Origin of the sequence: Streptomyces halobius (assembly GCF_023277745.1) — a bacterium.
GTDB lineage: Bacteria > Actinomycetota > Actinomycetes > Streptomycetales > Streptomycetaceae > Streptomyces > Streptomyces halobius.
This window is the reverse complement of record NZ_CP086322.1, coordinates 7,205,182-7,217,287: the sequence shown is the minus strand read 5'-3', so window position 1 is coordinate 7,217,287 and position 12,106 is coordinate 7,205,182. Positions and strand designations below refer to the sequence as shown.

At 70.1% G+C, this 12,106-nt stretch carries 15 protein-coding genes; 4 read left to right on the top strand and 11 right to left on the bottom strand.

Translation table 11 applies throughout. The annotated features are described in order from the left end of the window. Complete coding sequence (hisI, locus tag K9S39_RS32730) at nucleotides 1-456, bottom strand: phosphoribosyl-AMP cyclohydrolase (protein ID WP_248869066.1); 456 nt, start codon at nucleotides 454-456, stop codon at nucleotides 1-3. 24 nt (nucleotides 457-480) lie between these two features. Here hisI and K9S39_RS42200 point away from each other — a divergent pair, with 24 nt between their 5' ends. Beyond that, nucleotides 481-609: a hypothetical protein gene (locus K9S39_RS42200; protein WP_283113630.1), complete on the top strand. Its 129-nt coding sequence runs from the start codon at nucleotides 481-483 to the stop codon at nucleotides 607-609. Between the two features lie 110 nt (nucleotides 610-719). On the opposite strand, the gene K9S39_RS32725 is transcribed toward K9S39_RS42200, so the two are convergent. Both K9S39_RS32725 and K9S39_RS32720 read right to left on the bottom strand, forming a co-directional pair. Further along, on the bottom strand, nucleotides 720-1,352 hold the full coding sequence (locus K9S39_RS32725; RefSeq protein WP_248866941.1) for a TIGR03085 family metal-binding protein: 633 nt from the start codon (nucleotides 1,350-1,352) through the stop codon (nucleotides 720-722). A gap of 220 nt (nucleotides 1,353-1,572) precedes the next feature. Further along, nucleotides 1,573-2,505: a LysR family transcriptional regulator gene (locus tag K9S39_RS32720; RefSeq protein WP_248866940.1), complete on the bottom strand. Its 933-nt coding sequence runs from the start codon at nucleotides 2,503-2,505 to the stop codon at nucleotides 1,573-1,575. 95 nt (nucleotides 2,506-2,600) lie between these two features. Here K9S39_RS32720 and K9S39_RS32715 point away from each other — a divergent pair, with 95 nt between their 5' ends. Genes K9S39_RS32715 through K9S39_RS32705 form a run of 3 tightly spaced genes read left to right on the top strand, consistent with a single transcriptional unit; the run spans nucleotide 2,601 to nucleotide 5,993 of the window. Next, nucleotides 2,601-3,305: a succinate dehydrogenase cytochrome b subunit gene (locus tag K9S39_RS32715; RefSeq protein ID WP_248866939.1), complete on the top strand. Its 705-nt coding sequence runs from the start codon at nucleotides 2,601-2,603 to the stop codon at nucleotides 3,303-3,305. A 1-nt stretch (nucleotide 3,306) separates the two neighbouring features. Further along, nucleotides 3,307-5,253 (top strand): fumarate reductase/succinate dehydrogenase flavoprotein subunit, encoded by a 1,947-nt coding sequence (locus K9S39_RS32710; RefSeq protein WP_248866938.1) that lies wholly within the window; start codon nucleotides 3,307-3,309, stop codon nucleotides 5,251-5,253. Continuing rightward, nucleotides 5,250-5,993 carry a succinate dehydrogenase/fumarate reductase iron-sulfur subunit gene (locus K9S39_RS32705; protein ID WP_248866937.1) on the top strand — a complete coding sequence of 248 codons (744 nt, stop codon included), beginning with the start codon at nucleotides 5,250-5,252 and terminating at the stop codon, nucleotides 5,991-5,993. Before K9S39_RS32710 ends, K9S39_RS32705 begins: the two co-directional genes overlap by 4 nt. Nucleotides 5,994-6,065: 72 nt before the next feature. Here the strand turns inward: K9S39_RS32705 and hisF are convergent, their stop codons facing one another. The 8 genes from hisF to hisD are packed head-to-tail and all read right to left on the bottom strand — an operon-like array spanning nucleotide 6,066 to nucleotide 11,877. Further along, a complete protein-coding gene (gene hisF, locus K9S39_RS32700; RefSeq protein ID WP_248866936.1) occupies nucleotides 6,066-6,830 on the bottom strand; it encodes an imidazole glycerol phosphate synthase subunit HisF in 765 nt (254 codons plus the stop codon). Further along, a complete protein-coding gene (locus K9S39_RS32695; protein WP_248866935.1) occupies nucleotides 6,827-7,252 on the bottom strand; it encodes a Rid family hydrolase in 426 nt (141 codons plus the stop codon). Before K9S39_RS32695 ends, hisF begins: the two co-directional genes overlap by 4 nt. Before the next feature lie 22 nt (nucleotides 7,253-7,274). After that, nucleotides 7,275-7,997 carry a bifunctional 1-(5-phosphoribosyl)-5-((5-phosphoribosylamino)methylideneamino)imidazole-4-carboxamide isomerase/phosphoribosylanthranilate isomerase PriA gene (gene priA / locus K9S39_RS32690; RefSeq protein ID WP_248866934.1) on the bottom strand — a complete coding sequence of 241 codons (723 nt, stop codon included), beginning with the start codon at nucleotides 7,995-7,997 and terminating at the stop codon, nucleotides 7,275-7,277. Nucleotides 7,998-8,017: 20 nt separating this feature from the next. Next, complete coding sequence (gene hisH, locus K9S39_RS32685) at nucleotides 8,018-8,668, bottom strand: imidazole glycerol phosphate synthase subunit HisH (RefSeq protein ID WP_406708056.1); 651 nt, start codon at nucleotides 8,666-8,668, stop codon at nucleotides 8,018-8,020. Further along, on the bottom strand, nucleotides 8,659-8,823 hold the full coding sequence (locus K9S39_RS32680; protein WP_248866932.1) for a hypothetical protein: 165 nt from the start codon (nucleotides 8,821-8,823) through the stop codon (nucleotides 8,659-8,661). Before K9S39_RS32680 ends, hisH begins: the two co-directional genes overlap by 10 nt. Next, a complete protein-coding gene (hisB, locus tag K9S39_RS32675; RefSeq protein WP_248869065.1) occupies nucleotides 8,820-9,413 on the bottom strand; it encodes an imidazoleglycerol-phosphate dehydratase HisB in 594 nt (197 codons plus the stop codon). The genes K9S39_RS32680 and hisB overlap by 4 nt, the downstream gene beginning before the upstream one ends. An 8-nt stretch (nucleotides 9,414-9,421) precedes the next feature. Beyond that, nucleotides 9,422-10,555: a histidinol-phosphate transaminase gene (locus tag K9S39_RS32670; protein ID WP_248866931.1), complete on the bottom strand. Its 1,134-nt coding sequence runs from the start codon at nucleotides 10,553-10,555 to the stop codon at nucleotides 9,422-9,424. Continuing rightward, nucleotides 10,552-11,877, bottom strand: a complete 1,326-nt coding sequence (gene hisD / locus K9S39_RS32665; RefSeq protein ID WP_248866930.1) for a histidinol dehydrogenase — start codon at nucleotides 11,875-11,877, stop codon at nucleotides 10,552-10,554. The genes K9S39_RS32670 and hisD overlap by 4 nt, the downstream gene beginning before the upstream one ends. Nucleotides 11,878-12,106: the final 229 nt, after the last annotated feature.

The following is a 12,106-nucleotide window of genomic DNA, read 5'->3' as shown; positions in this document are numbered from 1 at the left end:
CTACTGGGGTGAGGTGGCGGGCGAAGAGGTGCCTGAGGCGGTGGGGGGAGTCGGGCCCGAGGTGGTGGGGGGTGTGGGGCCGGGGGCCGGGGCGGTGGTCAGCACGTCCGCGTCGAAGCAGGTGCGGGCGCCGGTGTGGCAGGCGGCGCCGACCTGGTCGACCTTGACGAGGAGGGTGTCGGCGTCGCAGTCCAGGGCCACGGACTTGACGTGCTGGACGTGGCCCGAGGTGTCGCCCTTGACCCAGTACTCCTGGCGGCTGCGGGACCAGTAGGTGCAGCGGCCGGTGGTGAGCGTGCGGTGCAGCGCCTCGTCGTCCATCCAGCCGAGCATCAGGACCTCGCCGGTGTCGTACTGCTGGGCGATGGCCGGGACCAGGCCGTCGGGACCGCGCTTGAGGCGGGCGGCGATGGTGGGGTCCAGCATGGTGGTGGCGCGGCTGCTCATGGTGTCCATTGTGCCGTGCGGCATCCTGCTGGCATGTACCAGCAGCCGCCGCCCGTTCCGCCGCCGGATCCGGACCGGGCCGGGAGGGTCGCGGTGGTTGTGCTGGTGGTGGTGTTTCTGGCGGCGGTCGGGGTGGGCGTGGTGTTGCTGCCGCGGGGGTGAGGTGGGGTGCTGTGCGGTGGTGGGCGGCTGCGCGGTACGGCCGGGCCCGGTGGGGGCGGAGCCCGGTGGGACCTGAGCGGTACGGCCGGAGCCGGGTGGGGCCGGGCGCGTCACAGCCCCAGCTTCGCCTCGCTCAGCTTGGCGATCGCCTCCTTGTCGCCGTCCAGCTCCACATCGGCCACGGCCTGCCGGCCGAACGCGAACATGGTCAGCTCCCCCGGTTCCCCGGTCACCGTGACCACCGGAGTGCCGCGATGGGCCACCGCCGTCTGGCCGTCCGGCCGCCGCAGCACCAGGCCCACCGGCGAACCGCGTCCCAGCACCCGGGCCATCCGCTCGGTCCTCGTCCACAGCGCGTTGGAGAAGACGGGATCGAGTTCGCGGGGCGTCCAGCCGGGCCGCGCCCGCCGCACATCCTCGGCGTGGACATAGAACTCCACGGTGTTGGACGCCTCGTCGATCTGTTTCAAGGCGAACGGCGACATCCGGGGCGGGCCGGTCCTGATCAGCTGGATCAGTTCCTCGTACGGCTTGGTCTCGAACTCCGCCTGCACCCGCTCCAGCCGGGGCGCCAGCGCCTTGACGAGGAGCCCGCCGGACGCGTCCGCCCGCCGTTCGCGCACCACCACATGCGCGGCCAGCTGCCGCGTCGTCCAGTTCTCGCACAGCGTCGGCGCGTCCGGTCCGGCGCTCTCCAACAGATCGGCGAGTAGCAGCCGTTCACGCTTCGCATGGGTCGACATACGGCCAGCCTACGACCGGGGTACGGCACCCGCCACAACGCCGCGCCCCGGGCGGGCGAGTCAGAAACTCCGCCCAGACCGCTGCCGGCCTCCGTCGCGGAAACTTCGCCCCTGACCTCCGCCGCGGGAATACCGCATCGCGCCCCCGCGTTGCGGCCCCGCAGGGGGCCCATTCGCCCCTTAAGGGTTCTGTTCGCATACCCCTTAAGGGTCGCCACCCCTAAGCCCCACCCCAGCTCAGCCCGGCCGCTCCCCCGTCAGGACACCCCACCCCCGGATGTTCCATCAGGATGCGCTCCAGTTCCCTGGCCGCCCGGGGCGGGGAGACATCGCCACGGTGGGCCACCGAGATGACCCGGTGCATGCCGGGGGTCGAGAAGCGGGTGACACGCAGTCCGGAGCGTTCGGCGACCATGCTGGGGACCACGGCGATGCCCAGGCCCGCGCGGACGAAGCCGAGGACGGCGTCCATTTCGCCGCCCTCCACGGTGAAGGTGGGGTCGAAGCCCGCCGCGCGGCATACCGCGGTGGTGAATTCCCGCAGGTCGTAGCCGCGCCGGAACATGGCCAGCGGGCGGCCTCGCAGATCCTCGACACGGATGCGGGTCCGGCGGCCCGCCGGGGCGGGGCGGTCGGGAGCGGAGACCACCACGAGTTCCTCGCGCAGCAGAGCGGAGGTGGCCAGAGCGGGGGCCTGGCCGGGGAGCGGGGTGATGATCAGGGCCAGGTCGAGTGCGCCGTCGGCCAGGGCGCGGACCAGGTCCTGTGAGCCGTCCTCGGTGACGATCAGGTCGACGCCCGGGTAGGCGGTGTGGAAGGTGCTCAGGACGTCGGGGACGAGGCTGGCGCAGAGGCTGGGCGGGGCGCCGAGACGGAGCCGGCCGCGGCGCAGCTGGGCGACCTCCTGGACCTCGCGGCGCGCGGTCTCGGTGTCGGCGAGGATGCGGCGGGCCAGCGGGAGGAGGGTCTCGCCGGCGTCGGTGAGGGTGATGTGGCCGCGGGCGCGGTGGAACAGTTCGGCCCCCAACTCCCCTTCCAGGGAGCGGATTTGCTGGGAGAGCGAGGGCTGGGCGACATGCTCGCGTTCGGCGGCGCGGGTGAAGTGACGGGTGTCCGCCACCGCGGTGAAGTAGCGGAGCTGCTGCAGCTGCATGGACCGCATCTTAGGCGACGATAGCCAGCGCCTATGGAGATGAGCCGGAGCATGTCTTGGACTGATCGGGCCGCCGGCCCCTAACGTCAGGACTCATGGCACTGGACACTCGGACGGATCGACGGCCGTCCTTCGCGGGCCTGCTGTGGGGCTCGACCGTCGGCAAGAAGACGGCGATGGCCGTCAGCGGCGTGGTGATGCTGCTGTATCTGGTCGTCCATATGCTGGGCAATCTCAAGATCTTCTTCGGGGCCGGGGAATTCGACGGCTATGCGGAGTGGCTGCGGACGATCGGCGAGCCTTTTCTGCACCATGAGTGGTTTCTGTGGATCGCCCGGGTGGTGCTCGTCGCCGCTGTCGTGACGCATGCGGTGGCCGCGTATCAGCTGAGCCGCCGGGATATCGCCGCCCGGCCCACGCAGTATTCCCGCAAGAAGGCAGGGGCGTCGTACGCCACTCGTACGATGCGCTGGGGCGGTGTCATCCTCGGCCTGTTCATCGTCTGGCACATTCTGGATCTCACGACGCTGACGGTGAATCCGCGCGCCGCGTCCGGCCACCCGTACGCGAATGTCGTCGCGACCTTCTCCACCTGGTACGGCGATGTCATCTACATCGTCGCGATGCTCGCTCTCGGGCTGCATATCCGGCATGGATTCTGGAGTGCGGCGCAGACCCTGGGCACCAACCGGCCCGGCCGCGACCGCGTTCTCAAGACCACCGCCACTGCCCTCGCACTGCTGCTGACGGTGGGCTTCGTCTCCGTACCCGTCGCCGTCATGACCGGATTGGTGAGCTGACGTGACCTACACCGACTACACGACCGGCACTCCGGTCGCCGATACGAAAGCGCCCCAGGGCCCGATCGCCGAGCGCTGGGACACCCGCCGCTTCGAAGCGAAGCTGGTCAATCCGGCCAACCGGCGCAAGCACACCGTCATCGTCGTCGGCACCGGCCTCGCGGGCGGTGCGGCGGGGGCCACACTCGCCGAACAGGGTTATCACGTCGAGCAGTTCTGCTATCAGGACTCGCCGCGGCGGGCGCATTCCATCGCGGCCCAGGGCGGTATCAACGCGGCGAAGAACTACCGGAATGACGGGGATTCCATCCACCGGTTGTTCTACGACACCGTCAAGGGCGGTGACTTCCGTGCGCGGGAGTCGAATGTGCACCGGCTGGCGCAGATATCGGTGGAGATCATCGACCAGTGCGTGGCGCAGGGAGTGCCGTTCGCGCGGGAGTACGGCGGGCTGCTCGACACCCGGTCGTTCGGTGGTGTCCAGGTGTCCCGGACGTTCTACGCACGCGGGCAGACCGGGCAGCAGCTGTTGCTCGGGGCATATCAGGCGCTTTCCCGGCAGATCGCGGGCGGGGCGGTGAACCTGCATGCCCGGACCGAGATGCTGGATGTGATCGTGGTGGACGGGCGGGCGCGCGGCATCGTCGCCCGTGACCTGGTAACCGGGCGGATCGACAACTATTTCGCGGACGCCGTCGTCCTGGCGAGCGGCGGCTACGGCAATGTCTTCCATCTGTCGACCAACGCCATGAACTCGAACGCGACCGCGGTCTGGCGGGCGCACCGGCGGGGCGCCTATTTCGCCAATCCCTGCTTCACCCAGATCCATCCCACGTGTATTCCGCGGACCGGTGACCACCAGTCCAAGCTGACGCTGATGAGTGAATCGCTGCGCAACGACGGGCGTATCTGGGTACCGAAGGCGCAAGGCGACACCCGTTCGCCTACGGATATCCCCGAGGACGAGCGCGACTACTACCTGGAGCGGATCTACCCGGCGTTCGGGAATCTCGTACCGCGCGATATCGCCTCCCGGGCGGCGAAGAACGTCTGCGACGAGGGACGCGGTGTCGGGCCCGGCGGCCAGGGCGTCTACCTGGACTTCGCGGACGCCATCGCCCGCATGGGCAAGGACAAGGTCGAGGAGAAATACGGCAACCTCTTCGACATGTACGAGCGGATCACCGCGGAGAATCCGTACGAGGTGCCGATGCGGATCTATCCCGCCGTGCACTACACCATGGGCGGGCTCTGGGTCGACTACGACCTGCAGACCACGGTCCCGGGGCTGTTCGCGATCGGCGAGGCCAATTTCTCCGACCACGGCGCCAACCGGCTCGGGGCGTCGGCGCTGATGCAGGGCCTGGCCGACGGCTACTTCGTCCTTCCCTCGACCATCAATGACTATCTCGCCCGCCATCCGCAGCACGAGGACGTCGACGCCGGACATCCGGCGGCTGTCGCGGCGATGCGGGAGACCGAGGAACGGCTGGCCCGGCTGCTGGCCGTCGACGGTGACCGTACGCCCGACTCCTTTCACCGGGAGATCGGTGAACTCATGTGGGAATACTGCGGAATGGCCCGCACCGAGGAGGGGCTGCGCAAGGCTCTCGACCGGATTCCGCAGATCCGCGAGGAATTCTGGCGGCGTATCAAAGTCCCGGGTACCGGCGAAGAATTCAACCAGTCGCTGGAGAAGGCCAATCGCCTCGTCGACTACCTGGAGCTCGCCGAGCTGATGTGCCTCGACGCCCTGCACCGCACCGAATCCTGCGGCGGCCATTTCCGCGAGGAGTCCCAGACCCCGGACGGCGAGGCCGCCCGCCGCGACGAGGAGTTCTCCTACGCCGCGGCATGGGAGTTCAAGGGAACCGGCGAGGCCCCCGCCCTCCACAAAGAAGACCTTCTCTTCGAGTACGTCCACCCCACTCAGCGGAGCTACGCATGAGGCTGACCCTGCGCGTCTGGCGCCAGCGGAACCCCGGCGCCCCCGGCGCCATGACCACCTACGAGGTCGACAACATCTCCTCCGACATGTCGTTCCTGGAGATGCTCGACACCCTCAACGAGGAGCTGATCCTCGCCGGTGACGATCCGGTGGCCTTCGACCACGACTGCCGTGAGGGCGTCTGCGGCGCCTGCAGTCTGGTCATCAACGGCGACGCCCACGGCCCGGAGCGGACCACCACCTGCCAGCTGCACATGCGGTCCTTCCAGGACGGCGCCACCATCGACATCGAGCCCTGGCGCGCCGCGGCCTTCCCGGTGGTCAAGGACCTGGTCGTCGACCGGTCCGCCTTCGACCGGATCATCCAGTCCGGCGGCTATATCACCGCACCGACCGGCGCCGCCCCCGAGGCCCATGCCACCGCCGTCCCCAAACCGTCCGCCGACACCGCCTTCGAGCACGCCGAGTGCATCGGCTGCGGCGCCTGTGTGGCGGCCTGCCCCAACGGCTCGGCGATGCTCTTCACCTCCGCCAAGGTCGTCCACCTCAACTCCCTGCCCCAGGGCGCCCCGGAGCGCGAGAGCCGGGTCCTGGACATGGTGGAGCGGATGGACACCGAGGGCTTCGGCGGCTGCACCAACACCGGGGCCTGCGCGACGGCCTGCCCCAAGGGCATCCCGCTCTTCAGCATCACCACGATGAACCGCGAGTTCCTCCGGGCGGCACGCAAGGGCCGCTGAGCCGGTCCCCGCCCGTCCGGCATCCACCCGTCCGGCGTCCGTCCGGTGTCCACCCGTCCGGCATCCGCCTTGTCAGCGCACCGGGTGCCCCGCCTCCCGCAACGCCCCCTTGACCTGCCCGATGCGCAGGTCACCGAAGTGGAAGACGGAGGCGGCCAGGACCGCGTCGGCGCCGGCGGACACGGCGGGCGCGAAGTCGGCCAGGCGGCCGGCCCCGCCGGAGGCGATGACGGGGATGGTGACGTTCCGGCGGACGGCCTCGATCATCTCGATGTCGTAGCCGTCCTTGGTGCCGTCGGCGTCCATGGAGTTGAGCAGGATCTCGCCGGCGCCCAGCTCGGCGGCGCGGTGCGCCCATTCGACGGCGTCGATGCCGGTGCCGCGGCGGCCGCCGTGCGTGGTGACCTCGAAGCCGGACGGGGTGCCCGCGTCGGTGCGCCGGGCGTCGACCGACAGCACCAGGACCTGGCTGCCGAAGCGTTCGGCGATCTCACGGATCAGGTCGGGGCGGGCGATGGCGGCGGTGTTGACGCCGACCTTGTCCGCGCCGGCCCGCAGCAGTTTGTCGACGTCCTCCGTGGTACGGACGCCGCCACCGACCGTGAGGGGGATGAAGACCTGCTCGGCGGTGCGGCGGACCACGTCGTACGTCGTCTCGCGGTTGCCTGAGGAGGCGGTGATGTCGAGGAAGGTCAGCTCGTCGGCGCCCTCCTCACCGTAGATCTTGGCCATCTCGACGGGGTCGCCCGCGTCGCGCAGGTTCTGGAAGTTCACGCCCTTGACGACCCGGCCGTTGTCGACGTCCAGGCAAGGGATGACTCGGACCGCCAGGGTCATGTCTGTTCGGGCCTCTCTGACAGTTCTCCGAAACCTTCCGATTGCCTGAAGGCTTCCAGTTCTACTTCGACCAGGACGCGGGAATCGACGAATCCGGAGACCACGACCAGGGTCGAGGCCGGCGGATCGGCGTCGAAAAGTTCCTTGTGGGCGCGGGCGGCCGCGTCCACATCGCGCAGGTGGGTGAGGTACACCCGCGTACGGACGACCGCGTCGGCCCCGAGGCCGAACGGTTCGAGCGCCGCGAGCGCGTTGCCGAAGGCGGCCATGGTCTGCTCGTACGGGTCGCCCTCACCCTGCAGGACGCCGTCGACCAGTGGCATCGTGCCGGCGACCAGGACCCGGTCGCCGGCCGCCACGGCGCGTGCGTGCCCGATGGCCGCTTCCCAGTGACTGTCGGTCCGTACGCGCTCGATGGTCATCACGCCGCCTTTCGGTACACCGTTACGACACTGCCGCCAGCGCCTCTTCCAGGGTGAACGCCTTCGCGTAGAGCGCCTTGCCCACGATCGCGCCCTCGACACCCTCGGGTACCAGGGTGGCGATCGCCCGGAGGTCGTCAAGGGACGAAACACCACCGGAGGCGACGACCGGACGGTCGGTGGCCGCGCAGACGTTCTTGAGCAGCTCCAGGTTGGGGCCCTGGAGGGTGCCGTCCTTGTTGATGTCGGTGACGACATAGCGGGCACAGCCCTCGGAGTTGAGGCGCTCCAGGGTCGCGTAGAGGTCACCGCCGTCGCGGGTCCAGCCGCGGCCGCGCAGCGTGGTGCCGCGGACGTCCAGACCGACCGCGATCTTGTCGCCGTGCTCGGCGATGACCCTGGCGACCCATTCGGGGGTCTCCAGGGCGGCGGTACCGAGGTTGACGCGGCGGCAGCCGGTGGCGAGCGCCGCGGCCAGCGAGTCGTCGTCGCGGATACCGCCGGACAGCTCGACCTTGATGTCCATGGAGCGGGCGACCTCGGCGATCCGCGCCCGGTTGTCTCCGGTGCCGAAGGCCGCGTCGAGGTCGACGAGATGCAGCCACTCGGCGCCGGCATGCTGCCAGGCGAGCGCCGCCTGCAGCGGGTCGCCGTAGGAGGTCTCGGAGCCGGACTCGCCGTGCACCAGACGGACGGCCTGGCCGTCCCGGACGTCCACGGCGGGGAGGAGTTCAAGCTTCGGCATGTCGCGACTCACTTCGGGACTCACAGGGTCTTGATCCAGTTGGTCAGGAGCTGGGCGCCGGCGTCGCCGGACTTCTCGGGGTGGAACTGGGTGGCCCACAGCGGCCCGTTCTCCACCGCGGCCACGAACGGCTCGCCGTGCCGCGCCCAGGTGACCCGGGGTGCGGCGATATGCGGGTTGGTGGTCTCCAGCTCCCACGCGTGCACGGCGTAGGAGTGCACGAAGTAGTAGCGGGCGTCGGCGTCCTGGCCCGCGAAGAGCCGGGAGCCCTCGGGGGCCTCGACGGTGTTCCAGCCCATGTGCGGGACGACGTCGGCCTTCAGCGGGCCGACCGTGCCGGGCCACTCGTCCAGGCCCTCGGTCTCCACGCCGTGCTCGATACCCCGGGCGAAGAGGATCTGCATACCGACGCAGATGCCCATGACGGGGCGGCCGCCGGCCAGCCGACGGCCGACGACCCAGTCGCCGCGCGCGTTCTTGAGGCCACGCATACAGGCGGCGAAGGCGCCGACACCGGGGACCAGCAGACCGTCGGCGTTCATCGCCCGGTCGTAGTCCCGGGTGATCTCCACCTCCGCGCCGACATGGGCGAGGGCCCGCTCGGCGGAGCGGATGTTGCCGAAGCCGTAGTCGAAGACGACGACTTTCTTCCTGGCGGCGGTCAACTCCACACCTCCAGCCGCAGTACGCCGGCGGCCAGGCACATCGCGGAGCCGATGGCGACCAGCGTGATGACGCTCTTGGGCAGCTGCTGCTTCCACAACGAGTAGACGCCGCCGAGGAGGAAGAGGCCGAGGACGATGAAGACGGTGGAGAGGCCGTTCACAGCGCTCCCTTGGTGGACGGGAGAATTCCTGCCGCCCGCGGGTCCCGCTCGCTGGCGTAACGCAGCGCCCTGGCCAGCGCCTTGAACTGGCACTCCACGATGTGGTGGGCATTGCGGCCGTACGGGACGTGGACGTGCAGCGCGATCCGGGCCTGGGCGACGAACGACTCCAGGATGTGCCGGGTCATGGTGGTGTCGTACGTGCCGATCATCGGCGCCATGTTCTCCGGCTCGGTGTGCACCAGGTACGGGCGGCCGGAGAGGTCGACGGTGACCTGGGCGAGCGACTCGTCCAGCGGGACGGTGCAGTTGCCGAAGCGGTAGATGCCGACCTTGTCGCCGAGGGCCTGCTTGAAGGCGGCACCCAGCGCGAGCGCGGTGTCCTCGATGGTGTGGTGGGTGTCGATGTGCAGATCGCCGTCCGTCTTGACCTTGAGGTCGAAGAGGCCGTGCCGGCCGAGCTGGTCGAGCATGTGGTCGTAGAAGCCGACGCCGGTCGATACATCGACCTGGCCGGTGCCGTCGAGGTCGATCTCGACCAGCACCGTCGTTTCCTTGGTGGTGCGCTCCACGCGTCCCACACGGGGCAGTGCCCGGGTCATCGCTTGTTCTCCTTAGGACTGCGTTCTTTCAGCACCGCGCGCATCGCGTCGAGGAACGCATCGTTCTCCTCCGGCGTGCCCGCGGTGACCCGCAGCCAGCCCGGTACGCCGTTGTCACGGACCAGCACGCCGTGGTCGAGGATCGCCTGCCAGGTGGTGTGCGCATCGTCGAACCGGCCGAACTGCACGAAGTTGGCGTCGGACGCGGTGACCTCGCAGCCGATCGCCCGCAGTTCGTCCACCAGCCGGTCGCGCTCGGTCTTGAGCTGCTCGACGTACTTCAGCAGCGTGTCGGTGTGCTCCAGGGCGGCGAGCGCGGTGGCCTGGGTGACGGACGAGAGGTGGTACGGGAGCCGGACGAGCTGGACGGCGTCCACCACGGCGGGGTCGGCGGCGAGATAGCCGAGGCGGAGCCCGGCCGCGCCGAACGCCTTGGACATGGTCCGGGAGACGACCAGATTCGGCCGGCCCTCGATCAGCGGGAGCAGCGAGGGACGGTGGCTGAACTCGCCGTACGCCTCGTCGATCACCACCAGGGCTCCGGCGCTGTCGGCCTTGGCCGCCTGCGCCGCCTCGTACAGGGCCAGGACCGTCGCGGCCTCGACGGCGGTGCCGGTGGGGTTGTTCGGCGAGCAGATGAAGACCACGTCGGGCCGGTGCTCGGCGATGGCCGCCACCGCCGCCTCGACGTCGATGGTGAAGTCGTCGTCGCGCGGTCCGGAGATCCAGCCGGTGCCGGTGCCGCGCGAGATCAGGCCGTGCATGGAGTACGACGGCTCGAAGCCGATCGCGGTGCGGCCGGGGCCGCCGAAGGTCTGCAGCAGCTGCTGGATGACCTCGTTGGAGCCGTTGGCGGCCCAGACCTGGTCCTTGGTGACCTCGTGGCCGCCGGTGCGGGTGAGGTAGCGGGCCAGCCCTGTGCGCAGCTCGACGGCGTCCCGGTCGGGGTAGCGGTTGAGCTGCCGGGCGGCGTCGGTCACCCGCTCGGCGATCCGCCGGACCAGCGGCTCGGGCAGCGGGTAGGGGTTCTCGTTGGTGTTCAGACGTACGGGTACGTCGAGCTGAGGGGCACCGTACGGGGACTTGCCGCGCAGCTCGTCCCGGATGGGGAGATCGTCGATACGGGTCACTTGCCGCCCGGAACCTTCCAGTCGAACCTTGCCTTGATCGCCGCGCCGTGCGCCGGGAGGTCCTCGGCCTCGGCGAGGGTCACCACATGGTGGGCGACCTCGGCCAGTGCGTCGCGGGTGTAGTCCACGACGTGGATGCCGCGCAGGAAGGACTGGACGGACAGGCCGGAGGAGTGGCAGGCGCAGCCGCCGGTGGGCAGGACGTGGTTGGAACCCGCGCAGTAGTCGCCGAGCGAGACCGGCGCGTACGGGCCGACGAAGACCGCGCCGGCGTTGCGGACCCTGGCGGCGACGGCGGAGGCGTCGGCTGTCTGGATCTCCAGGTGCTCGGCGCCGTAGGCGTCCACGACGGTGAGGCCCTCGTCGATCCCGTCGACGAGGACGATCGCGGACTGCTCGCCGGACAGGGCCGGGACGATCCGGTCCTCGATGTGCTTGGTGGCCGCGATCTGCGGCTCCAGCTCCTTCTCGGTCTTCTCGGCCAGTTCGACGGAGTCGGTGACCAGGACGGCGGCGGCCATCGGGTCGTGCTCGGCCTGGCTGATCAGGTCGGCGGCGAGGTGCGCCGGGTCGGCGGTGTCGTCCGCGAGGATCGCGATCTCGGTGGGCCCGGCCTCGGAGTCGATGCCGATCCGGCCCTTGAGCAGCCGCTTGGCGGCGGCGACATAGATGTTGCCGGGGCCGGTGACGAGGTTGGCGGGCCGGCACTCGTCGGTGCCGTACGCGAACATCGCGATGGCCTGGGCGCCGCCGGCGGCGTGGACCTCGTCCACGCCGAGCAGGGCGCAGGTGGCGAGGATGGTCGGGTGCGGCAGACCGCCGAAGTCGGCTTGCGGCGGCGAGGTCACGGCCAGGGAGGCCACGCCCGCCTCCTGTGCCGGGACGACGTTCATCACGACGGACGACGGGTAGACCGAGCGGCCGCCCGGGACGTAGAGACCGACACGCTCGACGGGGACCCAGCGCTCGGTGACCGTGCCGCCGGGGACGACCTTGGTGGTGGTGTCCGTACGGCGCTGCTCGCGGTGCACGATCCGGGCGCGCCGGATGGACTCCTCCAAGGCGGCCCGTACGGCCGGGTCCAGCCCGTCGAGGGCTCCGGCCAGCGCGTCGGCGGGGACCCGTACCCGCTCGATCCCGACGCCGTCGAACCGCCGCGCGTAATCGATCAGCGCCGCGGTGCCGCGATGGCGTACGTCCTCGCAGATCGGCCGCACCGTCTCCAGGGCGGCTTCCACGTCGAACTCGGCACGGGGCAGCAGATCGCGCAGGGCGCCGCCCTCGGGGAGGACGTCACCGCGCAGGTCGATTCGGGAGATCACGCCCCCAGTGTCTCAGACCCGATCTCACGCCCGTCCGCGCGTATCACTCAGTGATACACAGCGATGCGCCACCTGGACGCATGCCGGACCGGCCGCCCGAAGTTGACCGGAGTTGGCCCTGACCACTCGTGTTCAAGCAGTCACCCGGCGGGCAGGGGGTTCCACAAGGCGTACGGGGACGGCTACGGGGCGGGTGTGGGCACGGCACGACGGACCGCGCCGCACCGCA